The sequence below is a fragment of the Pelagerythrobacter marensis genome (assembly GCF_036700095.1).
In the GTDB taxonomy this organism is placed as follows: Bacteria; Pseudomonadota; Alphaproteobacteria; order Sphingomonadales; family Sphingomonadaceae; genus Pelagerythrobacter; species Pelagerythrobacter marensis_A.
Map to the genome: position 1 here is coordinate 1200152 of NZ_CP144918.1, position 25464 is coordinate 1225615.

At 68.9% G+C, this 25464-nt stretch carries 26 protein-coding genes and 1 tRNA gene; 10 read left to right on the forward strand and 17 right to left on the reverse strand.

Features of this window, described 5'->3' with window-relative positions; genetic code table 11:
* Positions 1-44 precede the first annotated feature (44 nt).
* The 4 genes from mutM to V5F89_RS05570 all read left to right on the forward strand — a co-directional run bounded on the left by mutM (position 45) and on the right by V5F89_RS05570 (position 4165).
* Complete coding sequence (mutM, locus tag V5F89_RS05555; RefSeq protein WP_338447249.1) at positions 45-860, forward strand: bifunctional DNA-formamidopyrimidine glycosylase/DNA-(apurinic or apyrimidinic site) lyase; 816 nt, start codon at positions 45-47, stop codon at positions 858-860.
* A gap of 200 nt (positions 861-1060) precedes the next feature.
* Positions 1061-1321 (forward strand): 30S ribosomal protein S20, encoded by a 261-nt coding sequence (rpsT, locus tag V5F89_RS05560; protein ID WP_338447250.1) that lies wholly within the window; start codon positions 1061-1063, stop codon positions 1319-1321.
* A gap of 484 nt (positions 1322-1805) precedes the next feature.
* Positions 1806-3215, forward strand: a complete 1410-nt coding sequence (gene dnaA, locus V5F89_RS05565) for a chromosomal replication initiator protein DnaA (protein WP_338447251.1) — start codon at positions 1806-1808, stop codon at positions 3213-3215.
* A 134-nt stretch (positions 3216-3349) separates the two neighbouring features.
* Complete coding sequence (locus V5F89_RS05570) at positions 3350-4165, forward strand: HesA/MoeB/ThiF family protein (protein WP_338447252.1); 816 nt, start codon at positions 3350-3352, stop codon at positions 4163-4165.
* Between the two features lie 57 nt (positions 4166-4222).
* On the opposite strand, the gene V5F89_RS05575 is transcribed toward V5F89_RS05570, so the two are convergent.
* Positions 4223-4522 (reverse strand): GIY-YIG nuclease family protein, encoded by a 300-nt coding sequence (locus tag V5F89_RS05575; RefSeq protein ID WP_338447253.1) that lies wholly within the window; start codon positions 4520-4522, stop codon positions 4223-4225.
* Between the two features lie 46 nt (positions 4523-4568).
* The gene (locus V5F89_RS05580; protein WP_338447526.1) at positions 4569-5267 is read right to left on the reverse strand and encodes an NAD-dependent deacylase; all 699 of its coding nucleotides are present in this window, start codon (positions 5265-5267) and stop codon (positions 4569-4571) included.
* A gap of 35 nt (positions 5268-5302) precedes the next feature.
* On the opposite strand from V5F89_RS05580, the gene dapB reads away from it, so the two are divergent.
* Together dapB and nth are read left to right on the forward strand one after the other, a co-directional pair.
* Positions 5303-6040, forward strand: coding sequence for a 4-hydroxy-tetrahydrodipicolinate reductase (gene dapB / locus V5F89_RS05585; protein WP_338447254.1), 738 nt, complete (start codon positions 5303-5305; stop codon positions 6038-6040).
* A gap of 25 nt (positions 6041-6065) precedes the next feature.
* Entirely contained in the window at positions 6066-6731 is a 666-nt protein-coding gene (nth, locus tag V5F89_RS05590; RefSeq protein ID WP_338447255.1) for an endonuclease III, read from the forward strand.
* Positions 6732-7511: 780 nt separating this feature from the next.
* Here the strand turns inward: nth and dapE are convergent.
* Entirely contained in the window at positions 7512-8660 is a 1149-nt protein-coding gene (gene dapE, locus V5F89_RS05595; RefSeq protein ID WP_338447256.1) for a succinyl-diaminopimelate desuccinylase, read from the reverse strand.
* 53 nt (positions 8661-8713) lie between these two features.
* On the opposite strand from dapE, the gene V5F89_RS05600 reads away from it, so the two are divergent.
* Positions 8714-9181, forward strand: coding sequence for a cupin domain-containing protein (locus tag V5F89_RS05600; protein WP_338447257.1), 468 nt, complete (start codon positions 8714-8716; stop codon positions 9179-9181).
* Here V5F89_RS05600 and V5F89_RS05605 read toward each other — a convergent pair.
* From V5F89_RS05605 to V5F89_RS05645, 9 genes are all read right to left on the reverse strand, one after another.
* Positions 9178-10074, reverse strand: a complete 897-nt coding sequence (locus tag V5F89_RS05605) for a S1/P1 nuclease (RefSeq protein ID WP_338447258.1) — start codon at positions 10072-10074, stop codon at positions 9178-9180. The two genes, V5F89_RS05600 and V5F89_RS05605, sit on opposite strands and share 4 nt — an antisense overlap.
* Positions 10035-10700 carry a glutathione S-transferase family protein gene (locus V5F89_RS05610; RefSeq protein ID WP_338447259.1) on the reverse strand — a complete coding sequence of 222 codons (666 nt, stop codon included), beginning with the start codon at positions 10698-10700 and terminating at the stop codon, positions 10035-10037. The genes V5F89_RS05605 and V5F89_RS05610 overlap by 40 nt, the downstream gene beginning before the upstream one ends.
* A gap of 120 nt (positions 10701-10820) precedes the next feature.
* Positions 10821-11735, reverse strand: a complete 915-nt coding sequence (locus V5F89_RS05615) for an RDD family protein (protein WP_338447260.1) — start codon at positions 11733-11735, stop codon at positions 10821-10823.
* Positions 11732-12826, reverse strand: a complete 1095-nt coding sequence (locus tag V5F89_RS05620) for a stage II sporulation protein M (RefSeq protein WP_338447261.1) — start codon at positions 12824-12826, stop codon at positions 11732-11734. Before V5F89_RS05620 ends, V5F89_RS05615 begins: the two co-directional genes overlap by 4 nt.
* On the reverse strand, positions 12823-14151 hold the full coding sequence (locus V5F89_RS05625; RefSeq protein ID WP_338447262.1) for a DUF58 domain-containing protein: 1329 nt from the start codon (positions 14149-14151) through the stop codon (positions 12823-12825). The genes V5F89_RS05620 and V5F89_RS05625 overlap by 4 nt, the downstream gene beginning before the upstream one ends.
* Before the next feature lie 31 nt (positions 14152-14182).
* Entirely contained in the window at positions 14183-15139 is a 957-nt protein-coding gene (locus tag V5F89_RS05630) for a MoxR family ATPase (protein ID WP_338447527.1), read from the reverse strand.
* A gap of 2 nt (positions 15140-15141) precedes the next feature.
* Positions 15142-16461 (reverse strand): DUF4350 domain-containing protein, encoded by a 1320-nt coding sequence (locus V5F89_RS05635; RefSeq protein WP_338447263.1) that lies wholly within the window; start codon positions 16459-16461, stop codon positions 15142-15144.
* On the reverse strand, positions 16458-17120 hold the full coding sequence (locus V5F89_RS05640) for a DUF4129 domain-containing protein (protein WP_338447264.1): 663 nt from the start codon (positions 17118-17120) through the stop codon (positions 16458-16460). The genes V5F89_RS05635 and V5F89_RS05640 overlap by 4 nt, the downstream gene beginning before the upstream one ends.
* Positions 17121-17177: 57 nt before the next feature.
* Positions 17178-18086 (reverse strand): prephenate dehydratase, encoded by a 909-nt coding sequence (locus V5F89_RS05645; protein WP_338447265.1) that lies wholly within the window; start codon positions 18084-18086, stop codon positions 17178-17180.
* A gap of 122 nt (positions 18087-18208) precedes the next feature.
* Between V5F89_RS05645 and V5F89_RS05650 the strand changes: the two genes are divergently transcribed.
* Positions 18209-18877 carry a c-type cytochrome gene (locus V5F89_RS05650; protein ID WP_338447266.1) on the forward strand — a complete coding sequence of 223 codons (669 nt, stop codon included), beginning with the start codon at positions 18209-18211 and terminating at the stop codon, positions 18875-18877.
* 35 nt (positions 18878-18912) lie between these two features.
* Here the strand turns inward: V5F89_RS05650 and V5F89_RS05655 are convergent, their stop codons facing one another.
* Together V5F89_RS05655 and V5F89_RS05660 are read right to left on the reverse strand one after the other, a co-directional pair.
* Positions 18913-19578 carry an RlmE family RNA methyltransferase gene (locus tag V5F89_RS05655; protein WP_338447267.1) on the reverse strand — a complete coding sequence of 222 codons (666 nt, stop codon included), beginning with the start codon at positions 19576-19578 and terminating at the stop codon, positions 18913-18915.
* Positions 19578-20753 (reverse strand): Ppx/GppA phosphatase family protein, encoded by a 1176-nt coding sequence (locus V5F89_RS05660; protein ID WP_338447268.1) that lies wholly within the window; start codon positions 20751-20753, stop codon positions 19578-19580. Before V5F89_RS05660 ends, V5F89_RS05655 begins: the two co-directional genes overlap by 1 nt.
* 180 nt (positions 20754-20933) lie before the next feature.
* Between V5F89_RS05660 and V5F89_RS05665 the strand changes: the two genes are divergently transcribed.
* Positions 20934-21007, forward strand: a tRNA-Gln gene (locus V5F89_RS05665).
* A gap of 91 nt (positions 21008-21098) precedes the next feature.
* Positions 21099-21317 (forward strand): DUF4287 domain-containing protein, encoded by a 219-nt coding sequence (locus V5F89_RS05670; protein ID WP_338447269.1) that lies wholly within the window; start codon positions 21099-21101, stop codon positions 21315-21317.
* A gap of 25 nt (positions 21318-21342) precedes the next feature.
* Here V5F89_RS05670 and V5F89_RS05675 read toward each other — a convergent pair whose 3' ends face one another.
* From V5F89_RS05675 to V5F89_RS05685, 3 genes are read right to left on the reverse strand one after another with little or no spacing between them, the layout of a single operon-like run.
* Entirely contained in the window at positions 21343-22650 is a 1308-nt protein-coding gene (locus V5F89_RS05675; protein ID WP_338447270.1) for a PepSY-associated TM helix domain-containing protein, read from the reverse strand.
* Positions 22651-22661: 11 nt separating this feature from the next.
* The gene (locus tag V5F89_RS05680) at positions 22662-23225 is read right to left on the reverse strand and encodes a hypothetical protein (protein ID WP_338447271.1); all 564 of its coding nucleotides are present in this window, start codon (positions 23223-23225) and stop codon (positions 22662-22664) included.
* Entirely contained in the window at positions 23225-25342 is a 2118-nt protein-coding gene (locus V5F89_RS05685; RefSeq protein ID WP_338447272.1) for a TonB-dependent siderophore receptor, read from the reverse strand. The genes V5F89_RS05680 and V5F89_RS05685 overlap by 1 nt, the downstream gene beginning before the upstream one ends.
* Positions 25343-25464 lie beyond the last annotated feature (122 nt).

The following is a 25464-nucleotide window of genomic DNA, read 5'->3' on the forward strand; positions in this document are numbered from 1 at the left end:
ACGGGGAATTGCCGCCCGGGCAAAGGGTGTTAGAGGCAGGGGCCATGCCCGAACTGCCCGAAGTCGAAACCACCGTGCGCGGGCTGGCCCGCTACCTCGAAGGGGAGCGGATCGCGCGCGTGGCGGTCAACCGGCCCGACATGCGCCGCCCGTTCCCGGCCGAACTCGCGCAGATGCTGACCGGGGCGCGGGTGACGGGGCTGGGGCGGCGGGCGAAAGTCGGCCTGATCCACACCGACCGCGGCCAGACCCTTCTCTTCCACCTGGGGATGAGCGGGCGCTGGCGGATCGACCCGGCCGCGCCCGACAGGCACGACCACCTCGTGCTCGAAACCGGTGCGCACCGCTTCGCGCTCAACGATGCGCGGCGGTTCGGCTGGGTGGATCTGGTCGCCACCGATTCGCTCGACCGCCTGGCTGCGTTCGCCGCGATGGGGCCGGAGCCCCTGGGGCCGGGCCTGACCGCGGGCCACCTGCACGCCGCGCTGGCGGGCCGGAAACAGGCGATCAAGCTGCTGCTGCTCGACCAGCGCATCGTTGCCGGCCTGGGCAATATCTACGTGTGCGAGGCGCTCTTCCGCGCGCGGATCGATCCGCGCAAGGCAGGGGGCAGGGTCTCGCGCGCCGCGCTGGAACGGCTGGTGCCGGCGATCCGGGACGTGCTGGAACAGTCGATCGCTGACGGCGGGTCGTCCCTGCGCGACTATGCCCGGCCCGATGGCGAACTCGGCTATTTCGCGACCCGGTTCGACGTCTACGGCCGCGAGGGGGAGCCGTGCCGGCGCTGCGACGGCGGCACCGTGCGCCGCCTGGCCCAGGGCGGGCGCAGCACATGGTTCTGCCCCCGGTGCCAGCGGTGACGGGCGGGGCGAGGCCGGCCAACAGCCGGCCGCGGATCGCTGGCGTGCTTCGAACGGCCGGCCGCCTGCTGCCGGCGATGCTTGACGATTCGCACTGCCGCCGCTAAGGCGCGCGCTTTCCGGCGGGCGAACCGCCGCTTTGCCGCAAGATTATTCGAAGGAATCCGGCTTCCGCAACGAAGCCCGAGACAAGGACGAACATGGCCAATACGCCGCAAGCCAAAAAGCGCATCCGCCGCAACGAACGCCGCGCCCAGATCAACGGTGCGCGCATGAGCCGCATCCGCAACTTCGTGAAGAAGGCCGAAGCCGCGATCGAAGGCGGCGACAAGAAGGCCGCGGCCGAAGCGCTCCGTGCCGCGCAGCCCGAGCTGGCCCGCGGCGTGGCCCGCGGCGTGATCCACAAGAACACGGCAGCGCGCAAGTTGTCGCGTTTGTCCAAGCGGGTCGCGGCGCTCTGATTCGCGCGCTCCATTGCGGAGCGTGACAGTTTTGAAACGGCATGGGGGCCGGCGTGTAAAGCGCCGGCCCCTTTCCATTACAGAATGAAGACATCGGTTCGCCTGCAAACCCGCAGAAGCGCACGATTCGCGATGCCGCTTTCCAGTTTATGCCGGAGTTTCATTCACTTGAACGGACGCCTGCGGCCTTGCAGCGAGTCAACTTGTTTATTTCGGATTTTTTGCAGCGCCGCCTCTTGCGACTCACTCGAACCCCTTCAATAAGGGGAACTTCGGCACGGGGCGGGACAGCTGGTGCCTCTAAAGCATTGGTCGCATGGCACGCAGCCCGGGATGGAGGCGATTCCCGGGCGGGGAGAGGCTTTGCCCGGTGCACAGGAATATAGTGCCGGCCCCGTTCGGGGTTGGGGAGCGACGAGGCAGGATAATGGCGAGCAAAGTCGGCGAAGCGAGCGCTCGGGCAAGGAAAGGGCAAGGCGATTCGATGGAAGATCTCGAAGCGGTGAACCTGGCGGCGGATTGGTCGGATATCAGCCAGGGCCTGCGAAAGGATCTCGGTCACCAGCTTCACAGCCAGTGGATCAAGCCGATCCAGCTCGGCGGCTTCTGCGAAGAAACCGGAACGCTCGATCTCTACCTGCCGACCGAATTTTCGGCCAACTGGGTTCAGGACCGCTTTGCCGACCGGCTTTCGCTGGCCTGGAAGATCGCGCGCAACGAAGTGCGCAACGTGCGGATTTCGGTCCACCCCGGGCGGCGCAAGCTTCCCGACATCCACCTGGGCGGCGATAGTCACCGCGCGGCCAACGATGCCGATTCGTCGATGATTGCGGTCGCCGCCGGCACTATCGGGGAGCAGGGCTTCACTTCGTCGGTCGGGCTCGATCCCTCGCTGACGTTCGCCGCGTTCGTCACCGGCGAATCGAACGTGCTCGCCTGCAACGCGGCGCAGCGTATGGCGGCGAACGAGGAACCCCAGTTTTCGCCGCTCTACCTCAAGGCGGCGACCGGCCAGGGCAAGACGCACCTGCTCCATGCGATCGGCCATGCCTATCTGTCGAGCCATCCGCGCGCGCGCATCTTCTATTGCAGCGCCGAGCGCTTCATGGTCGAATTCGTCCAGGCGCTGAAGCAGAACCAGATGATCGAGTTCAAGGCGCGGCTGCGCAGTTTCGATCTGCTGCTGGTCGACGACATCCAGTTCATCATCGGCAAGGCGAGCGCGCAGGAAGAGCTTCTCTATACGATCGACGCGCTGCTGGCCGAAGGCAAGCGGCTGGTCTTCGCCGCCGACCGCGCGCCGCAGGCATTGGACGGGGTCGAACCGCGCCTGCTCTCGCGCCTGTCGATGGGCCTCGTCGCCGATATCGCCCCGGCCGATATCGAACTGCGACGCTCGATCCTCGAATCGAAGCTGACCCGGTTCGCCCCGCTCTCGGTGCCCGAGGACGTGATCGACTTTCTCGCCCGCACGATCACGCGCAACGTGCGCGAGCTGGTGGGCGGGCTCAACAAGCTGGTCGCCTATGCCCAGCTCACCGGGCAGGAGGTTTCGCTCCAGCTGGCCGAGGAGCAGCTGACCGATATTCTTTCGGCCAATCGCCGCCGGATCACGATCGACGAGATCCAGCGCACCGTGTGCCAGTTCTACCGCATCGACCGCGCGGAGATGTCGAGCAAGCGCCGCGCGCGCGCGGTCGTGCGGCCGCGCCAGGTCGCGATGTACCTGTCGAAGGTTCTTACCCCGCGCTCCTATCCCGAGATCGGGCGCAAGTTCGGCGGCCGCGACCATTCGACCGTGATCCACGCCGTCCGCCTGATCGAGGATCTGCGCCAGCGCGATGCCGACATGGACGGCGACGTGCGCAGCCTGCTCCGCCAGCTCGAGAGCTGACCCACGGCTGCGAGCCCCAGCGAAAGCTGGGGCCTCGGGCAACCCGGCGCTCCGCTTGTGGCACGAGGTCCCAGCCTTCGCTGGGACTCAGTCTCATATCGACAGTCCCTCCACAGCCTGCCAACAGCATTGCCATGGCCCTGCCCCCCGACCGCATCGACCGCTTCGCGCGCCATATCGTCCTGCCCGAGATCGGCGGGGCGGGGCAGGTCGCGCTCGCCGGGGCGCATGTCGCGCTGGTCGGCCTGGGCGGGATCGGCAGCCCGGCGCTGCAATATCTCGCCGGTGCCGGCGTCGGGCGCTTCACCCTGATCGACGACGGGCGAGTCGAACTGTCCAACCTGCAGCGCCAGACGCTCTATGCGGAGCGGGACGTGGGGCATGGCAAGGCGGTGTCGGCGCGGCGCTGGCTCGCCAATTTCGACGGAGCGATCGCGGTCGCGCTGGTCGACCGCCGCCTGACTCGCGACAATGCCGGCGCCGCGATCGCGGGGGTCGATCTCGTGCTCGACGGGACGGACAATTTCGCCACCCGGCTTGCAGTGTCCGATGCCTGCGTGGCGTCCGGCATCCCGCTCCTCTCGGCCGCCGTCGGGCGCTTTCAGGGGCAGGTCGGCGCTTTCGCCGGGCACTTGCCGGGCGAGGCCTGCTACCGCTGCTTCGTCGGCGACGCTTTCGATGCCGACGACTGCGATACTTGCGCGGAGGACGGGATGCTCGGCGCCATGGCAGGCTGGACCGGCACCTTCGCCGCCATGCAGGCCGTGCGCGTCCTGCTCGCGGGCAAGGCCGCTTTCGGCGATCCGCAATGGGGCCGCTTGCACCTTCTCGACGGCCTCAAGGCGGAGATGCGCACGCTGCGCATCGCGAGGGACCCGGCCTGCCGCGCGTGCAGTTCTGCCGGAAAAGCGTCCGACGATGGATCCCCGCCTTCGCGCGGATGGCAATAAGAGCAGCAGTGTCATTCCCGCGAACGCGGGAATCCAGGGCCCGGCTTGCCCGTCGGTTCAGCGGTTCAGGTCGTACCAGAGATCGCGCCATTCCGGGTTGCCGCTTTCGATCAGCTCGATCTTCCATGCGCGCCGCCATTTCTTCAGCGCCTTCTCGCGCGCGATGGCCTCGTGAATATCGCCGAACGGCTCAAGATGCACCAGACGGGTCACGCGGTACTGCCTGGTGAAGCCGGGAACCTTGCCGCTGCGATGTTCGTCCATCCGCCCGGCAAGGCGGGATGTGAGACCGATATAAAGCGTGCCGCGCTTCCGGCTCGCGAGGATGTAGACCCAACAATAGGGTTCGTCGGTCACGCCGTGGATCCCCGCCTTCGCGGGGATGACAAGGGATGGCGGGATCTCACGCCAGCACTTCCTCCACCCATGCCGGCACCAGTTCGCTTGCCGGGCCGAGGCGGGTCTCGTCGAACCAGGCGGAGCCCTGGCTGCGCTCCAGGTTCAGCTCCAGCGTCCGCAGGCCCAGTTCGCGCGCGTCGCGCACGAAGCCTGCCGCCGGATAGACCGCGCCCGATGTTCCGATCGAGACGAACAGGTCGGCCGAACGCAGCGCGGCGTAGATCCGCTCCATCTCGTAAGGCATTTCGCCGAACCACACGACGTCGGGCCTCAGCGCGCTCTGCCCGCAGGCGGGGCAGGGCGGGCGGTCGATCAGCGGCCCGGTCCAGCGCGAGCGCACGTCGCAGGCGGTGCACCAGGCGTTGAGGTGGGTGCCGTGCATGTGCAGCACCCGCCGCGCGCCGGCGCGTTCGTGCAGGTCGTCGACGTTCTGCGTCACGATCAGCAGCTCGCCCGCCCAGTCGGCGTCGAGCCGGGCCAGCGCCGCGTGCGCCGGGTTGGGCGCTTTCTCCTGAATTGCCGCGCGCCGCATGTCGTAGAAGCGCAGGACCAGGTCGGGATCGCGGGCGAAGGCTTCGGGGGTGGCGACGTCTTCCACCCGGTGCCGTTCCCACAGCCCGCCGCCGCCGCGGAAGGTGTCGATGCCGCTCTCGGCGCTCACGCCCGCGCCTGTGAGGATGACGATGTTGCGAATGTCTGCCATGGCGGCCATGAAGCACGCGGTTTCGGGGAAGCGCAATGGCACGGATCGGCATTATCGGCAGCGAAGGGCGCATGGGGCAGGCGCTGGCGCGCGCCATCGCGGACGGGGGGCACGAACCGGCCGGCGGGATCGACCGCGGCGGCGACCCCGCCGCGCTGGCCGACCGCAGCGACGTGCTGGTCGACTTTTCCGCGCCGGTCGCGCTGGAGGCGAACATTCACGCCGCGATCGGCGCGGGCATACCGATCGTGATCGGCACGACCGGGCTGGAAGAGCGCCATCATGTCGCGATCGACAACGCGGCGCGCCAGGTGGCCGTGCTGCAGACCGGGAACACCTCGCTCGGCATCACCCTGCTCGCGCGGCTGGTGCGCGAGGCGGCGGCCAGCCTCGGCCCCGAGTGGGATATCGAAATCGTCGAGATGCACCACCGGATGAAAGTCGATGCGCCTTCGGGCACCGCGCTGCTGCTGGGGGAGGCCGCGGCGGCCGGGCGCGGAATCGCGCTGGCCGACAATCGCGAGAGCGGGCGCGACGGCCATACCGGTGCGCGCCGGCGCGGGGCGATCGGCTTCGCCGCGCTGCGCGGCGGCACGGTGGCGGGCGAGCACAGCGTGATCGTGGCGGGGGAGGAGGAGCGGCTCATCCTGTCGCACAGCGCCGAAAACCGCATGATCTTCGCGCGCGGCGCGGTGAAGGCCGCCGCCTGGCTGATCGGTCGCGAAGCCGGCCGCTATGCGATGGACGATATTCTCGCGCCCGTGCCCGATTGATGCCCGAGATCGCCCGATCCGCCCGATGACGAAAGACCAGATCTTCGAATTCTTCCGCCGGCTCGCGGAAGACAATCCCGCGCCGGAGACCGAGCTGGAATACGGCAATGCCTATCAGCTCGTGGTCGCGGTCGCGCTCTCGGCCCAGGCGACCGACGTCGGCGTCAACAAGGCGACCCGGCGCCTTTTCGCCGAAGTCGAGACGCCCGAACAGATGCTGGCGCTGGGCGAGGAGGGATTGAAGGAGCACATCAAGACCATCGGCCTGTTCAATTCCAAGGCGAAGAACGTGATCGCCTTGTCGCGCATGCTGGTGGAGGAATATGGCAGCGAGGTGCCCGACAACCGGGAGGATCTGGTCCGCCTGCCCGGCGTCGGGCGCAAGACCGCCAATGTCGTGCTCAACTGCTGGTTCGGGCAGGAAACCTTCGCCGTCGACACCCATATCCTGCGCGTCGGCAACCGCACCGGGCTGGCGCGCGGGAAGACGCCGGAACAGGTCGAGACCAAGCTGGACAAGCGCGTGCCGCAGCCCTTCCGCCTGCACGCCCACCACTGGCTGATCCTGCACGGCCGCTATGTCTGCAAGGCACGCACGCCCGAATGCTGGCGGTGCCCGGTGGTGGACCTGTGCGCCTTCCGCAAGAAAGTGCTGGAACCGCCGCCAGGGCGCAAGAAGAGCGCGCGCTAGACCCGCCGCTGGCGCTGTGCCCGATGCCCTCCCGAGCCCCTGCGTAGGCAGGGGCCTCAGGCCGCTGGCGTGTCGCCTGCTAGCACGAGACCCCAGCCTGCGCTGGGGATCGGTAAGGGGGAGAGGAAGGGGGAGAAGGCGATCACCCACACCCCATCATCCGCTGGCGAGTGCGGACCTTACGCCGGGCATGAAGGCAAGCGGACGGAATCGGCCGGTGCCGCCTGGGCATCACAGGATTGCCACCTGGGCGTCACAGGGTTGCCTTGGTAACATCGTTGCGAACGGCGAAAGGGGTTACGGCAACCTTCCGCTCGGCCCTTAAGGGCTGCGAGGCGAGATACGGCCAGGGCTCGCCGGCACCGTATCCGTCGGGGGGTATCCCCTGGCTCTGCGGCGTTGAGGCCCACCGCAGGGCGGAAAGGGACAGGTCCCCCGAAAACTCCTCGCATACCGGCAAAGGGGGCTTTCTCTGAAGGTCACTAGCCCCCCGAGGCACCGGCCGTCTGGACGAAGCGGCCTGCGTGACGCGTACACGCTCCGCCCCCGTCGCTTTTGCCAGAGTGGACTGGCTGGGCTCCTATAACCCAATGGGTTATAATTGTCAAGCTATTTTTGCCATAACCCGACCCCCTTCCCGAGTCCCAGCGCAGGCTGGGACCTCGTGCTATCGGGCGACACGCCAGCGGCCTGAGGCCCCAGCCTACGCTGGGGCTCGGGAAGGTATCGGACATAGCGCCAACGGCCCGAGGCCCCAGCCTGCGCTGGGGCTCGGGAGGGTTAGCCTGCCGCTTGCGGGTGGAGCGCGGCCAGCGCGATGCGGGCGTAGATGCGCGAGAGCGTGGCGAGGTCGTCGACCGCCACCGCTTCGTCGCGCTTGTGCATCGTGGCGTTGCACAGGCCGAACTCGATCACCGGGCACAGGTCCTTCAGGAACCGCGCGTCGGACGTGCCTCCGCCGGTCGAAGCTTCGGGCACGATGCCCGTTTCGGCCTCCACCGCGTCCGAAATCAGCCGCGAGAATGCGCCCGGCGGGGTCAGGAAGGGTTCGCCGGAGACGACCGGCCGCGCCGTTCCGCCGTGCCGTTGCGCGATCGCTGCGATCCTGTCGGACAGCGAGGCGCCGCTGTGCAGGTCGTTGAAACGGATCGAGATGCGCGCCGTGGCCTTTGCCGGAATGACGTTGTGCGCCGGGTTGCCGACTTCGAGATCGGTGATCTCGATATTGGACGGCTGGAACCAGTCGGTCCCTTCGTCGAGCGTCAGGGCGTCGATCTCGGCCAGCATGGCGACCAGGCGCGGGATCGGATTGTCGGCGTTCTGCGGATAGGCGACGTGGCCCTGCGTCCCCTCGACCGCCAGCCAGATATTGACCGAGCCGCGGCGGCCGATCTTCATCGTGTCGCCCAGGCGGTTCACGCTGGTCGGTTCGCCGACAAGGCACAGATCCGGCCGGATCGCCTGGTCGCGCATGAAGGCGATCAGCGCGCGCGTGCCGTGGATTGCGGGCCCTTCCTCGTCGCCGGTAACGATGAAGCTGATCGTTCCCGTTTCGGGCGGCACGGCGGCGACGGCGGCGACCATGGCCGCGATCGCCCCCTTCATGTCGACCGCGCCGCGCCCGTAGAGCAGCTCGCCCCCCGGCGCCGGCCGCCGCTCGGGCGCGAACGGGCCGCTGGTCCAGCCTTCGCCCGGCGGCACGACGTCGAGATGGCCGGCGAAGGCGAAGTGGCGCGAGCCGGGCGGCCCCTGCCGGATCGCGAAGAGGTTCTCCACCGGGCCATCGGGCGCTTCGCCTTCCAGAAAGCGGTGAACCGCAAAGCCGAGCGGGGCGAGCATGTTTTCCAGCACGTCGAACACCGGCCCGGTGGCGGGGGTGACGCTGGGGGCGGCGATCAGGTGCTCGGCAAGAAGGCTGGCGTCTGTCATGGCAGGCGACGTAAACCACGGCGCGTTGACTGACCAGCCAGTGGAGAGCCGCCATGCCCCGAATCGATCTCGATGCCATCGCCCAGACCAACGCGACCGGCTATCCCGCGCCTTACGATGCGGCGGTGGAGGGGCGCTGGTACCGCCGGCTCGCCCCGGCCTGCGGCCTGACCGCGATCGGCGCGAGCCACGTCGTGCTGAAACCCGGGGCATGGTCGTCGCAGCGCCACTGGCACGCCGCGGAAGACGAGTTGCTCATCATGCTGGCGGGAGAGGCGGTGCTGGTGGAAGACGGCGGCGAAACCGTCCTGCGCGCAGGCGATGTCGCGGCCTGGCCGATGGGCGTGCGCGACGGCCACCACCTTCAGAACCGGGGAACGCAGGATTGCGTGTTCGTGGTGGTGAGCGCGGGCGACAGCGCTGCCGATCACGGGGAATATCCCGATATCGACATGGTCTTCGGCCCCGATGGCTATGCGCACAAGGACGGCACGCCTTACGCCGCGAAGCGCGCGCCCTAGGGCAGGCGGTCCATCCTGCCGGGCGCGAAGGCGGCGTCGAGCAGGTCGGCGATCCGCAGGCCGGCCTGGGTCACGCGCCGCTCGGCCACGGGAAGCGCGGCGACGATATCCTCCTGCGTCAGCGCGGTTTCGCGGGGCAGATCGCCGTCGCAGGCCGGGCGGTCGAAGGCGTTGGGATAGACGAAATCGCGCGCGAGCTGCCACGATTCGCGCCCCCAGTCGGCCGGGTGCCCGCCGGCGAGGGCCTGCTTCTCCGTCGCGCTATAGCGCCGGACGAGCGGCGGATCGGCGGCGGTGATCGCCCGTTCGGCCAGCGCCGTGTCCCATATCGAATGGAGATTGAGCCCCGGCACGATGCCATAGGCGGTTTCGCGATCGTTGCCGCCGCGGTCGTCCTTGTCGCCCGAGTGGAGCGGCATGTGCACGTCGCCCGCGAAATGGACCATGAAGGCCAGCGCCTCCAGCCGCACGTTCGCCGGCAGGCTCTCGTCCGAAAGAATGCGGAAATTGCGTTCGATCTGCGCGGTCACGCAGTTGCCGCCGGCGCAGTTGGCCTTGGCGTCATAGGGCTCGCACACCGGCGCCGTGCGATAGTGCCAGGCGGCCGTATAGCCCCAGCGCCAGTAATCGCGCCGCACGCAATCGGGCCAGGTCGCAGCGTCGGCCAGGTCGCGGATGCGGCATTCGGGCGTGCCCAGCGCGCGATCGTGCGCGACCAGCCGCGCGATCGCGGCACGCGTTTCGGGCGCGACATTGGCCAGCGCGATCTGCGCCGTGGTCCGATGGCCGAAATAGCCCCATGCCCCCGCCCCCTGCGGGATCAGCAGGCCCAGCAGCAGCGCGAGCGCGGCGGTCAGACGCGCGGCGCGGTTTCGTATTGCTCGATGATCCATCGCTCGTCTTCCGCCCCCGCGATCCATGCCTGCATCCATTCGTGTTCCCACACCGCCTCCATATAGGCGCGGGCGAAGCCGGGCACCGCGATGCCATAGGTGACGAAACGCGAGACGACCGGGGCATAGAATATGTCGGCCGCGCCGAACGTACCGAACAGGAACGGGCCGCCCTTGCCGAACCGGGCGCGCGCTTCGGCCCAGAGCTGGAGCACGCGGACGATGTCGTCGCGCGCGGCGTCGGTCAGCTGCACGCCGTCGAACCGCTTGCGCACGTTCATCGGGCACTCGCTGCGCATCGCCATGTACGAACTGTGCATTTCGGCGACCATCGACAGCGCCATGCCGCGCGCGGTGTCGTCCTTCGGCCAATAGCGTTCGCGGCCGACTTTGTCGGCGAGGTAGTCCATGATCGCGAGACTGTCCCAGATCACGGTCTCGCCGTCCCACAGCACGGGGACTTTGCCCGAGGGCATGATCTCGCCCGATTCGCGCTTCAGCGCGGCCCAGTCGTCGCCGCCGATATTGACCGTCAGCTCTTCGAACGCGAGGCCCGACTGCTTGAGCGCGAGCCAGGCCCTGAGGCTCCAGCTCGAATAGTTCTTGTTGCCGATAATCAGCTTCATTGCAGGCCCACCTTGGTTGCCGGGGAACTAGGGGCTTGGCGTCGGCAAGTCGAGGGCGAAGCCGCGGTGCCGCTGCGTCCAGAGTCGATTTCATCGAGCTTCAGCCTTGCGCAAACGACTCTAGCTGAACTTGTCCGCCTTGCGCTTGCCGAAGCGCATGTCCCCCTCCAGCCGGGCGCGCAACTGGGCGTAGAACGCTTCCAGAAACGCCCGCTCGTCGCCGCGCCCCGGGTTCCAGCCGATCTTGCGGCAAATCGCCTCGTGCACCGATTCCAGCGTTTCGGCCTTGTTGTCGCGCAGGACGCGCTCGAGCGTCTGAAGCTCGTATTCGCCGTATATCGACAGTTCCGCATCGCCGAAGCGGTACTCCGCGCCGGTCAGCGCGCTCGCCCCTTCGCGCGCCGCCCCCTCGGCCGACAGCGCGCCAGCCAGCGCGGCGCGCGGCGCCTCGACCACCCAGGTGCCGGCGATCAGGTCGCCCGCGCGCAGCGCGTCGCGGTTGAAGAACGGGAACAGCACGAAGACGAGGAACCAGGTCGCCGCCGCGATCCCCGCCAGGCCCATCGCCCCGCTGGACGCATTGATCAGCAACACGAGCGGCAGGAACAGCTCGATATCGCGCAGCAGGTTGCGCGCGACCACGGCTTCGGGCGTCAGGCGCCCGCCATTGCGTGCCGCGACCCGGATCCCGGCTGCGCGCTTGCCGAACGTCGCCCCGCGCGGCCCCATCTCCAGGACCATGAAATAACCGTTCCACAGCAGGAACCAGAACAGGATCCAGAACACCGCGACGAATTCGCCCGCCCCGCTCTGTTCGGCAAAGTCGCCTTCGAACAGCCCGCCCGCGACCCAGATGACCGTCAGCGTGACGCCGATCGCGGCCACCAGCATGATCGTGAGGTCGAGGATCAGGGCGCCGGCGCGCGCGCTGCGGCTGGCGACGGTGAAAGGCAGGGCGATTCCCTCCGGCGTCACGACGTCGCGCCGGCGCTTTGCCCGGTGGGCCAGGTGGGGGGCGGTCCGCTCGGCGCTCACGATGCACCTGCCGCGGCATGGCCGGCGGCGTGCGGCCCGCTGTCGGGGCGGTTGCGGCCATAGGCGAAGAAATAGGCGAGCCACGCCAGAAGCATCGTCACCCCGATCAGCAGCCGGCCCTCGGTGCCGAGCAACTGGCGCGGGAAAGCCTCCAGCACGGCCGCCGCGATCAGCATGAAGACCACCCCGACCATGACCTGCGCCGCGCGCTGCCCGCTCTCGGCCGCCGCGGCCAGGATCGGGCGGTTGCCGGGAAAGGCCATCGACCGCCCGATATGAACGCCCGCCGCGCCCGCCAGCAGGATCGCGAACAGCTCGCTCGTTCCGTGAACGCTCAGCCAGGCGACGAATTCCAGCGTCAGCCCCGCGTCGTGATAGAGCCACAGCATCGCGCCGAGCAGCGCCATGTTGTGCATCAGCAGCATCAGCGAGGGGATCCCGAAGGCAAAGCCGAGCGCAAACGCGAGGATCGCTACCCCGGCGTTGTTGCTGAACAGGTAGGCGGCGAAGGCCGACAGCCCCTGCGCATCCTTTTCCACCTGCAGGCTTTCCAGCAAGACCTCGCGGCTGGCGCCGGGAACGCGGGTGTCGGCCAGGCCGGTGGGGACGAGGGCGTAGAACCACTCGCGCTCGCGCATCACCAGCAGCCAGCCGACGATCGTGCCGGCGACCATCACCGCCAGCGCGACGCAGATGTCCAGCCAGATCGCCCGGATCGCGCGGCTCAGGCCGCCGCCCAGGAACTGGCGCAGCCAGGCGACGAAGCCCTGGCGCGGGCCATAGACCTGGAACCAGGCGCGCTGGACCAGCGCGTCGAGATAGTCGAGCGTTGCCGTGTCGAGCGACGTCTCGCGTGCGACCGCCAGGCTGGAGGCGGCCGTGCGGTAAAGCGCGGGCAGGGCGAGCACATCGTCGTCCGACAGCCCGCGCAACCGCCCCTGTTCCATCCGCGTGACGATCGCGTCGAGCCGGCGCCAGTCGCCCTCCCGCTCCAGCCGGAAGCGGTCGGAGCGCAGGGCCGCGGCCTCGACATCGGCGGGCGGCGCCACTTCGGCGCGGGAGAAAAGCGTTTTGAGGATCGGAGGCTTCATCCGATGGCCTCCGCCCGCTTGATCTCGAGATAGCGGTCGATCAGCCGGTAGCCGATCCGGTCCCACGGCGCCTCGATGATATCGACGCCCATCTGCCGCAGCCGCTCCAGCACCAGCGCCCGCTGGCGCAGCAGGGTGTCGGCCGCGACGGCGGTTGCAAGCGCGTCGAGCGTATCGGGCTCGGTATCCGAAAGGCTGGCCAGATCCTCGTCCTCGATCGTCACGAACAAGACCAGATGCCGGTCGACCAGCCGCCCGACGCTTTCGATCATCAGCTCCGCCCCGGTCGGGTCGGTGAAGTCCGAGAACAGCACCACCAGAGAGCGGCGCTGGAGGCGCGCGGCGAGCGTCGCCAGCGCGAGAGTGAAATTGGGTTCCTGCGCGTGATAGTCCAGCCCGGCGGCAGCGCGCTGGAGCCGGTGGAAATTGCGCGAATCGCCGACGAAAGGCGTCGACAGCTCCGGCCGCTGGGCGAATCCGAACAGGGCCACGCGGTCGCCGCCCTTGAGCGCGACGTAGCTGGCGGTCAGCGCGGCCGTCACCGCCCGGTCGATGCGCGGCAGGCCGCCGACCGGCTCGCACATGGCCTGTCCGCAGTCGAAGGCGAAAACGATCTGGTTGTTGCGCTCGCTCTCGTTCTCGCGCGCGTAGAGGCGCGTGTGCCGGGCGCTTGCCTTCCAGTCGATCCGGCGGCGGTCCATGCCCGGTTCGTATTCGCTCAGCGCCTCGAACTGCGTGCCTTCGCCGCGGATGCGCCGGGCGATCAGGCCGAACTGGGCATCGCGCAGGAATGCCTGCAGCGCCGGGCTGCGCACCGGTGCCAGATCGGGCCAGATGCGTACCTCGCTCTCCAGCGCATGGCTCGCCTGTCGCGCCCCCAGCCCGAGCGGGCCGGTCCAGCGCAGCCAGACCCGCTCCACCGCGGCCGTTCCCCGCCGGGAGGGCGCGACGCGCACCGTTCCCTGCCAGACCCCGGCCCCGGGCGCGAAGGGGGCGGCGAACCGCACGCTACCGGCCGGATCGAGCCGCGGATCGACCGCCAGCGCGATGTCGACCGGCGCGCGCGACGCCCGCCCGGAAATCTCCGCCATGGCCAGTACGGTCAGCGGCTCGCCCACTTCGGCATCGGCCGGAACGTGGACGCGCCAGTCGGCCATGCGGCCGGCCAGAATGCCGTCGAGCAGCACGATCGCCAGCAGCGCCGCCCCGGCCGCGGGCGCCACGACCCACGCCTGGGGCGCAGCGGCCGCGATCACGATCGCCAGCGGCGCGGCCAGGGCCGCCAGCCAGGCGGCGCGCGCGGTGGGGACGATCGGAAACGTCACGGCCTTGCCCGGCCCGTGGGGCGGGGCCGCGTCACCGGGGCGCCTCGGTGCTTTCGACCAGTTCCGTAACCAGCGTTTCCATCTCGCGCCCCTCGATCTCCGCCGCGGGGCTGAGCACGAGGCGATGGCGCAGGGCGGCGACCGCGAGCGCCTTCACGTCGTCGGGCAGGACATAGTCGCGTCCGTCGAGCGCCGCCCGCGCGCGCGCCGCATTGGCAAGGACAACGGCGGCGCGCGGCGATGCGCCGCTCGACAAGTCGCCGCTATCGCGCGTGGCCCGCACCAGCCGCACGACGTAATCGACGATCTCCTTCGCCACCGTCACCCCGTTCAGCGCAGCGCTCGCCGCCGCCAGCTTCGCCGCGTCGGTGGCGGCGGAAACGCCGAATTCGGCCGGGCGCGGGGGGCCCTGACGCTCGCCGAAGCGAGTCACGATCGCGGCCTCTTCCTCCGCGCTGGGGTAGGGCACCAGCAGCTTGAACATGAACCGGTCGAGCTGAGCCTCGGGCAGAGGATAGACGCCCTGGTTCTCGATCGGGTTCTGCGTGGCCACCACCATGAACCGGTCGGGCAGGGCATGGGTTTCGCCGTCCAGCGTCACGCGCCGTTCCTGCATCGCCTCCAGCAGCGCGGCCTGGGTCTTGGGCGGGGTGCGGTTGATCTCGTCCGCCAGCAGGAGATCGCAGAAGATCGGGCCGCGCGTCAGCGTGAACTGGCTGGTCTGGAAGTTGAACAGGTTGGAACCGAGGATGTCGCCCGGCAGGAGGTCGGGCGTGAACTGGATCCGCCCGTAGTCGAGCCCGAGCGCGCAGGCGAAGCACTGCGCCAGGAAGGTCTTGGCCGTCCCCGGCGGCCCTTCCAGCAGGACGTGCCCTTCGCTGACGAGAGCGACGAGCAGATGGTCGACCGTTTCCTCCTGGCCGACAATCGCCTTGCCCACCTCTGCGCGGATCGCCTGCGCCATTGCGCGGACATCGTCGAGCGTCATCGTCATCGGACCAGCTTCCTTTCGAGAGACTTCAGCGCGCGCGCCGCGCGCAGGATTTCGTGGGGTTTTTCCGCCTCGCGCAGGGCCGCGGCGAGTGTGGCAAAGGGCGGGGCGCCGGGCACGCGCCGGGCGATCGCGCGGTCGAGCGTTTCGTCGTCGGATCGGCGCAAGTGCAGGGCCGCGGCAATCCGGTGGCGCGCCGCCTCGGCATAGGGGCCGGTCAGCAGGTGCAGTCGCCGCGTGCGCAGCGTGAAGGCGGCGCTGTTGGCGACCAGCCGCCCCTTGCCGAAGGCGATCGCGCGCGCTTCGGCATGCGGCGGGCCGAACCGGCGGAAGGCGCGCCAGGCGACCACCGCCATCGCGATCAGCAGGCACAGCGTTGCCGCGACGAAAGGCGGCGCGAAGGCGAGGGTCAGGAGGTTCCTGCTGCGGCCCAGGCCGTTGAGCGTGAGATCGAAGACGATCGGCAGATCCTGCCCTTCCATCGCGACATCGACCAGTTCGTGCGCCAGCTGCGCGCGTTCGCGATCGGCCATGGCGTAGTTGTCGAGCAGGTCGGGATCGGCGACGACCATGAGGTTCCAGCGGTCCGCGTCGAGATCCTCCGCGTCGGCCGGCGCCAGCCCCGCCGCCTCGTCGAGCACGGGATAATAGCCCCCGTCGTCGTAGTATCCGGCCAGGATATGGCCGTTGCTGGCCGTGACCAGCGGGATCATCGTCGCATTGGTGATCGTCTGGACGTTTTCGCGATCGGGCATCGCGCCGCGCCGTGCCCCCCATTCCCAGTCGAACCCGTGCCCGCCATCCAGCGCGCCGGTTTGGACTTCGGTGACATACCGCCCTTCGAACTGCGCGATCCACGCCGGCTTGCCGGTTCCCGCGAGCACGACCCACCCCTCGCCGGTGTCGACCGGCGCCCAGTCGGGCACTTCGATGGCGTACCACTTGGGCAGGACCAGCAGCGTCGGGCCGATATAGCGCCGCTTCTCGATCAGCGCCGCGATCTCCTCCCCATCGGCGCCGTGCGGCGGGGTCAGGATCAGCAGGCTCTCGTCGTCGTGCGCCCCCTGGCTGCGCGAAAGCGCGACGTCGTGCCCCTCGCCCTCGAGCAGGTCGGCCAGCGCGGCATATCCGGTCAGCCCGCGCGAGGCGGCATGTCCGCCGCCGTCGTTCTCGCCGCGCGAGGTTTCGCCCGCGCCGATCAAATAGAGAGTCGCGACGAATGCGATCGCGCCGAACAGCAACATGCCCAGAACGACCCGCGGGTTGAACGCCGCCGGGGCCGATGCGGGGAGGGGCGCGGGCGGGGCAGCCGCCATCATGCCTTCCCCGCAAGCGGTTCGAGCGCGAAACGGGCATAGGCCTCGCGCGCGGCCTGCCAGTCGTCCTCGCCCAGGCTGCGCAGCGCGAACAGGCTGCGCTCGACCCGCTCGGCGATCGTCGCGAAGGCCTGGCGCGCCGCGTCGGGCAGCGCGGCCAGCGCGGCCAGCTCGCGCGCGGTGCTCGACGGTTCGACCCAGCCGGGGCGGGCCGCGGCGATCTGGCCCACGCTGCGCTGGAGCAGGAGATGCGTCGCCTCGTCGTAACGCCCTTCGGCCGCGAGCCGGTCGGCGTCTTCCAGCAGCGCCAGAGCCTCGGCCCGCTCGGGCGCCCATGCGGGATCGGAACGATCCTTCTCCGCCTGCGAACGACCAGCAAGCGCAGGGGCGAGGAGACGCCAGAGGAGATATCCGAGCAGCGCGATCGCCAGCGCCAGCAAGACCCATTTGAACACCGGCCACGACATGCCGAGCGCACGGCCGACGGGCGCGAACAGGTTGGCCAGGAACTCGAAAATCGCCTGCAGCCATCCGGGGGGCGGGGCGCGTTCGGGGATGTCGACCGGGGCGAACTGGATCGTCTCGTCCGCGCGCACGCTTCCCCAAACGTCCGGCGCCGGCTGTTCGCTGGCGTTCGCGATATCCCCTGCCGCCGTGGTCACACGGCAGGTGGTGGCAGGTCGCGCCGGGGGGCGCAAGCCCGCAACCGCACCGCCGGATCAGCCGCGCGCGCGGGCCTGGCGATAGCTGCCGAGCAGGCGCAATGCCTTGCAGTGGAAGGCAAGCTCTTCCAGCGCGCGATCGACCCGCGGATCGCCGGGGGCGCCCTCGATATCGGCATAGAACATCGAGGCGGCGAAACTGGTGCCCTGCTGATAGCTTTCCAGCTTGGTCATGTTCACCCCGTTGGTGGCGAAACATCCCAGCGCCTTGTAGAGCGCGGCGGGCACGTTCTTCACCTCGAACACGAAAGTGGTCATCGCGGTATTGCCGTCGAGCGCCGCGGGGTCGAGCGGTTCGCGCGACAGGACGACGAAACGCGTGGTGTTGTCGGGGGCGTCCTCCACCCGGTCCTCCACCACTTGCAGCCCGTATAGCTCCCCCGCCAGGCGCGGCGCGATCGCGGCGAGGCGCGGGTTGGCCTTCTCCGCCACGAAAGCCGCCGCGCCGGCGGTGTCGGCATGGCTCAGCGGCACGATCCCCCGCTCGCGCAGGAACAGGCGCGACTGGCCCAGGGCCTGGGGGTGGCTGTAAGCGGCCTCGAACGGGCCGAAGCCGCCGTCTTCGTTGGGCACGGCCATCAGGGCATGGGTGATGCGCATGAAATGCTCGCCCACGATCGAAAGCCCGCTGCGCGGCAGCAGGAAGTGAATGTCCGCCACGCGGCCGTGCTGGCTGTTTTCGATCGGGATGATCGCACAGCCCGCGCGGCCGTCCTTCACCGCCTCCAGCGCGTCTTCGAACCCGAAACAGGGCAGCGGCAGGTGATCGGGCGCCGCCTCGCACGCCGCGCGGTGGGAATTGGCGCCCGGGGCGCCCTGAAACGCGATTGCGCGGTCCGGGTCCTCGGCCGCGGCGGCGCGCATCCGCTCGACCATTGCGAGCGCGGGAGTGGGAAAGCTGTGCATAGCGGCCAGCGCGTAGACCGCCGCCCGGGGCGCGGCAAGACATATGGCTTGCGCTCGCCGGGGGTGCCGACTAGAGCGGCGCGCGAAAACCGCCACAACCGTATTCCTCGGATTTTTGACGCATGAACGACCGTTTCAACACCGCTGCCGGATGGGTGCTCTTCGCCGGGATCGTGGGCCTCGGCCTGTCGAGCGTAAGCTCGCGCTACTTCGCGGTCCATGCCCCGGAAGAGGGGGGGTATCCGATCGAAGGCGTGGCCGAGGACGGCGAAGGCGCGGAAGAGGTGCTGGATATCGGCGCGCTGCTGGCCAACGCCGATGTGACGATGGGCGAAGCGGCCGCGACCTCGCGCTGCGGCACCTGCCACACTTTCAATTCCGGCGGAGCGGACGGGCAGGGGCCCAACCTGTTTGGCATCATGGGAACGCCGATCGGCCAGCATGCGCCGGGCTTCGCCTATAGCGAGGCGCTGGCCGGCCATGGCGGTTCGTGGACGTACGACAACATGTTCGCCTGGCTCGAAAGCCCGCGCTCTTTCGCGCCGGGCACGAAGATGAGCTTCGCCGGGCTGTCCAGCCCCGAAGACCGCGCCAATATCATCCGCTTCATGTACGAAAACGGCGGCGGCCCCGCGCTGCCCGAACCGTTGCCGGAAGAAGAGGCCGCCGAAGGCGAGACCGCCGCCGAATCAGCCGAAGCCGCGGCCGTGAACGCCGTCGGCGATGCCGACACGCCCGAAGCGGGCATGGTCGTGCCGGGCGCCGATCAGACCAACCCGGTCGGCGAATAAAGGCGCGCGACATTTCGCACGGGGCAAGCGCGCGGCTATGCGCGCCCCTTGAACCCCTGCGCCACGACGTACCACTCGGACGAACCCTTGCGGCTCGCCGGCGGCTTCGCATGTTTGACCGTGCGGAAATGCTTCTTGAGCAGCGACAGCAGCGCGCTATCGGTGCCACCGGCCAGCACTTTGGCCACGAACGCGCCGCCTTCGGCAAGGTTCTCGACCGCGAACCAGGCCGCCGCCTCGACCAGGCCCATCGTGCGCAAGTGGTCGGTCTGCTTGTGGCCGACGGTGTTCGCGGCCATGTCCGACAGCACGAGATCGGGTTCGCCGTCCAGCGCCGCGGCCAGCGCGCCGGGCGCCTCGTCGGCCATGAAATCCATCTGCAGGATCGCGACCCCCTCGATCGGTTCGACTTCGAGCAGGTCGATTCCCACGATCGCCGCCCTGGGCGCGCGCCGGCGCACCGTCTGGCTCCAGCCGCCCGGCGCGATGCCGAGATCGACGACGCGGCGAACGCCGCGCAGCAGCCCGAATTTCTCGTCCAGCTCGATCAGCTTGTAAGCCGCCCGGCTGCGGTACCCGTCGGCCTTCGCCTGGCGGACGTAGGGATCGTTGAGCTGGCGTTCGAGCCAGCGGGTGGACGAGGCGGTGCGCCCGCGCGCGCTCCTGACCCGTTTGTCCGGGTTGCGGCCGGAACGCGCCATCAGCCGCGTGCCCGCCGGTCTGCCGCGGCGGAGGCGTCGGCGGCTGCCGTTTCGGAAGCCATCAGGCTGCGCAGGATCCCTTCCCGAATGCCCCGGTCGGCAATGCCCAGCCGCTCGGCCGGCCAGATGTCGAGGATCGCCTCCAGGATCGCGCAACCCGCGACGACCAGTTCGGCGCGGTCGCTGCCGATGCACGGCAGCCCGCCGCGCTCCTCCGGCGACATCGCGGCCAGCCGCGTGCTGACCGCGCGCATCGCGGTGGAGGGCACGATAAGCCCGTCGACGGCCCGCCGGTCGTATTGCGGGAGTTCCAGATGCACGCTGGCGAGCGTGGTCACGGTGCCGCTGGTGCCCAGCAGGCGGATGTCGGTGCCGGTCGCGGCAACGGGCGCGATCCGCTCGGCAAAGGCGGCGAAGCTGTCCGCCACCACGCGGCGCATTTCGGCATAGCGGGCGCTGCGCACCGCCGGTTCGCCTTCGACGCGGCCGACCGTGTCGGTCAGCGACACCACGCCCCAGGGCACGCTCTGCCAGTCGAGGATGCGGGGCACGCGCCCGCCCGGCTCGATCAGCACAAGCTCGGTCGAGCCGCCGCCGATATCGAAGATCACCGCGGGGCCGGCCCCGTTTTCCAGCAGGACATGGCAGCCCAGGACCGCCAGGCGCGCCTCTTCCTGGGCGGAGATGATATCGAGCACGATCCCCGTTTCGCGCCGCACGCGCTCGATGAAGTGTTCGCCATTGGCTGCGCGCCGGCATGCTTCGGTCGCGACCGAGCGGGCGAGATGGACGTTGCGCCGGCGCAGCTTGTCGGCGCAGATGTGAAGCGCGCCGAGCGCCCGGTCCATCGCCTCGTCGCTGAGCCGCCCGGACATGGCGAGGCCTTCGCCCAGCCGGACGACGCGGCTGAAAGCGTCGATCACGGTGAAATTCTCGCCCGAGGGGCGCGCGATCAGCAAGCGGCAATTGTTGGTGCCGAGATCGAGCGCCGCGTAAGCCTGCCGGCGCGACGGCGGGCCCTGGCGGGAATCGCCACGCGGGGCCGGGCGCTTGCCGGAAGACTTCCTATCGGTTGGCGCGGGGCGCTTGTAGCGGAAATCAGCTACTTTGCCGGACGTCTTGCCCTTGTGCGCGCCTGATCTCCTGTCTTTGTCCGGCGGAGAAAGATCCGCCATTGTCCCAATGCTTTCTTTATCCTCCCGCGCAAGATCGCGCGGGGACCTGACCCGATGCTAGCGCGCGCGCGGGGTGGGGGCAAGCGCGGCACGAAATCATGCCCGCATGGCGGCACGCACGGGCTTGACCTGCGCAGCGGGGAAAACTAGATGCGCCCCCTCGCGACCGCACTCGCGCAATGCCCCGTCGTCTAATGGTAAGACTACGGACTCTGACTCCGTCAATTGAGGTTCGAATCCTCACGGGGCATCCAGTTTTTCTCCTTACCCGGGCCAAATGGCAAACCAGCCGAGGCGCGCGTCTGCGCTGCTGCCGGGGGTCGGTCCTCGCTGTCTTTCGCGGAAATGCGCGTCGACAGTTCGCCGTTCAGCCATACGCGCTTCGGCGTCTATCCCGGCGTCCCGATCTGGCGCGGGCTTTGGTCGGGGAAGCCCGGGCGGCGGGCGAAACCGCCTCCCGCCCGGCCCATGGAACCGGTCGCGCTGCTGAAGGAACAGCACGGCATGGGGCATGGCCACGCAAACGCAGTGGTGGCCTATACTCTCGCGCAGGAGCGCGAATAGCGCGCGACGCGGCCGGCGATAGGCGTCAGGCGGCGGGTGCCTCTGCCAGGGGCCGGCGCCTGCCTGCGAGCGCGATCGAACCGGCGATCCAGAGGGCCAGGCCGATCCAGAAGATCGCGGCGAACGGGGCCTCGTTGCCGATAACGATGCGGGCGAGCGCGGTTGCGGCCAGGGCCACCGGCGTACCGACGATCACGCCGGTCCATGTGGCGCGCAGGCGCGGTTCGTCGATCCCGCGGCGGCGGCGCTTGCCCAGCCAGATATAGGTGCCGGTGGCGCAGATCGCGGTCAGCGCCGCGCCCAGCACGACATAGGCGATCTTGACCCAGACCCCGCCGAAATTGCCGAAGTGCAGCTTGTAGGTCGAGGCGGCGGCCTGCTGGCCCAATGCTCCGTCGGCCATGCCGGTGGTTCCCAGGAATGCGCCGTCGCTGTCGAATGCGTAGTATTCGCCGAAGATCAGCCGCCGTTCGTGCTCGCCCACCATCTGCACGTGCTGCCCGGCGGTCAGCGGGTCGTGGACGATGGCATACGTGAGGCGCACCTCGGGATATTCGCTCGCCATGTGGCGCAGCGCGGCGGCGACGTCGGGAACGGGTGCGGGCGCCGGGTCGGGCGCGCTTTCCGCCCCGAACACGGGACCAAAGACCGCCTCGACATCGCCGTCGTAGGCGCTTTCGGCAAGGCCGTAGGCAGTGACGGTGGCAAGCCCGATCAGCGCGCCGGTCAGCGCGATCGCGATGCCGAACGGCAGGGTCCAGACGCTGAGCCGGTTGTGCCAGTCGGTCAGGCCCACGCCCGCGTTGTTGCGCGCGCGCAGACGGAAGGCGTCGCGGAAGATCCGGGGATGCGCGATCACGCCCGAGAGCGAGAGCGCCAGCATCATCACGCCGAATATCCCGACGATCGTGATCCCGACCAGCGAGGGGAGGTTGAGCGTGTAGTGCAGATGGACGAGGAAGTCGTTCCATTCGATCATCTCGGGCATTGCAAGATTGCCCTCGGGGTCGAGATGGAACGCGTTGCTGTCGGTCGTGATCGTCGCGCGCGGCAGTTCCTCCACCGGGATATGGACATAGAGGTGGGTCGTCGCCGGCAGCCCTTCCTGCGCCTCGCGGGCGAGCACGTTCTCCACCCCGCGTTGCACGGCCTCGGGCGCGATCTCGGCCATTTCCGGCGCGTTCGGCTGTTCGAGGCGCTGCATCTCGACGTAGAAGACCGCGATAGTGCCCGTCAGGCACAGAATATAGAGGACCGCGCCGGCCAGCAGGCCGATGGCCGCATGGGCCGACAATGCGCGTTTTACCGTGCCCGGTTCGATGCTGGCGCTCATCCTGCCGCTCCCTATAGAAATGTCGTCAGCGCCGGCGCGGCGGCCACTGCCAGAATGGCGATCTGTCGCCCCCTGCTGGCCGACATCAACAGCAGGAAGGCGACGACGGTCCAGGCAACCGGCGAGGCGAGCAGCGCGAGGACGTTGGCGTCGGCTTCCGCCGCGCCGAGCGCAGCGGCAGCCCAGCGGGTGCCGATGGCGAAGCAGACCGATGCGGCGAACCCGGCCAGAGCCACGAGTGCGAACGTCACCAGGCGGCGGCCGAGGTTGAGCGGGGCCTTGCCGTCGGGCATGACGTGGGCGCGGCGATTGGACGCGCGCTCGCGCCCCGGCGTCGAACGCCATGCCTCCCGCGCAAGGATCGCGCAGGCCGCGCCCATTGCCCACAGCGCGACGACCGCGATCCCCCAGGCGCCCGCGATCGTGCAGCCGAGCGCCAGCGCCGCGGCGGCCAGGGCCCAGCCGGCGCCGTTGAGCACGCGCGAGCGGCCGGGCCGGCCCCACGAATATCGCAGCACGATCACCGCGACGACCGCGAGCGCCGACCCCGCCGCAAGAAGCCCCCCGCTTGCCATCAGAACCGATAGCTCACAGTGCCGAACACGTTGCGCTCGCTGCCCATGAAGCAGTCGCCGCGCGCGAGGCAGGCGGAATAGTACCGCTTGTCGAACAGGTTGGTCGCGTTGAGCGCGAAGCTCCACCGGTCGAAGGTCACTTCGGCGAAGGCATCGACCAGGGTGAAGGCGGGCGTCACGATGCCGTCGGGGAAGGCCCGGCCGTAGGATCGGTTCTTGCCCACGTGCCGGACCCCGCCACCGAGCAGAAGCGAGGCGTCTTCGGACAGGGCGAAGCGCTTGGTGCTCCATAGCGAGGCGTTGAACTTGGGCACGTTGTCGAGCTGCTGGTTTGTCCCGTCGATCTCGGCTTCGTTGTAGCTCAAGTTGGCGATCAGGTTCAGATCGCCGGGCAAGGTGGCGTTGGCTTCGAACTCAGCGCCCTTGGACGTCATGCTGCCGACCTGCAATTCGCCCCTGAGCAGATTGTCGGGGTCGGTCGGGTCGGGCACGACTACCGAAACCGGACGATTGCTCTCTTCGATGTGATAGCCGGTGACGGTGACCAGGATGGCGTCGGTCGGGTGGAACTTCAGCCCGGCCTCGAACTGGCGACCCGATTTGGGAACGAACAGCTCGCCGTAGACATCGGTGCCGGTGATTGGTTCGAAACTCTCCGTGTAGCTGAAAAAAGGCGAGACACCGTTCAGGACTTCGGCGATCACACCGGCGCGGAAGGTCGTCGCGGCGTCTTCCTGGCGCGGGTCGTTGAAGCTGCGCGAACTGGTCCAGTCGCGCCGCGCGCCGAGCACCAGGGAAACACGGTCGAAGAAGCGGATCTGGTCCTGCAGGTAGAGGCCGATCTGGTCCTGCTTCACGTCCTCCGACGGGCCGGACGGCTGCGGCAAGCCGCCGCCGTAGTCCGACAGGGCATCGTAATCGATATCGTAGATGTCGATTATCTCGAAGCCCATGCCGCCGGTCTTGCGCACGCGGTTCCAGCTGTAGTCGACCCCGGCGAGCAGGACGTGCTCGACATTGGCGCCGGTGTCGAAATCGAACTGCAGGTTGTTGTCGGACGAGAATATCTCCATCCGCGCGATGCTGCCGTCGGAATAGAGGCCGATGAGGCGCTGGTCCGGGTCGAGATAGGGATTGGCGGGATTGGAATAGCTGTTGGCGTAATGCGTGAGATAGGTCACGTCGCTGTCGATGTAGCGCGCCTTGAGGTTGAGCTTCGCCGCGTTGCCGAAGCGTTGCTCGAACAGGGCGGTGCCTTGCAGGAGGCGGCCGTCGTAGCGGTCCCAGCCCGGCTTGCCGACGAACAGGTCGTTGGGCAGCCGCCCGTTGGGATTCGGCAGGATCGTCCCGACGAGCGGGAGGAACTGCGAAGTCGAACCGCTATCGTCCTCCTGATAGAGGCCGATCAGCGTCAGCTCGGTATCGGGCGAAGGCGCGAACGTGACCGAGGGGGAGATCATCACCCGGTCGTCGGCAACGAAATCGGTCTGGGTGTCCGAATCGCGGACCCGCGCCACGACCCGGCCGGCGACGGTGTCGGTCAGCCCGCCGGTGAGGTCGGCAAGAACTTCCTTGCGATCGTGCGAGCCGTAGCGGACCGCGATTTCGCCCGAGGTCTCGAACTCCGGCCGTTTCGAAACCAGATTGATGATCCCGCCGAGCGAGCCCTGGCCGAACAGGACCGAGGCGGGGCCGCGCACCAGCTCCACCTGGTCGAAATTGTAGGGGTCGGACCGGATGCTGGCGTAGTAGCTGAAGATGTCGCGCATCCCGTCGCGGAACTGCAGCGCGTTGATCCCGCGCACGAAGGTGCTGTCGACGCGGCTGTCGGGGCCGTAGGGGTTGGCCGTCACGCCCGAGACGTAATTCAGCGTGTCGCTGACCGAGACGGCGCCCTGCGCAAGGTAAAGCTCGTCGTCGATCACCGTGATCGGCTGCGGCGTCTCGATGATCGGGGTGTCGGTCTTGGTCGCGGTGCTGCTTTCCTCGCGCGCGCCGGTGACGACGATCTGCCGCGGTTCGGCGGCATCGAACGCGGTATCTTCCGCGGTTTCGGCGAGAGCGGGAGTGGACGCCAGAGCAGTGGCGCAGAGCAGCGAGAAGCGCACGATTCGCATGAAAAATCCTTGATCCAGAAGTTGGGTGCCCGGCTAATGCGACGTAATCGCAATTGCAAGTGCCGTTTTGCGAAACTTCGGCTTGCCGCCGTCGACGGCGCCAGAACGAAGATCGAATGCGT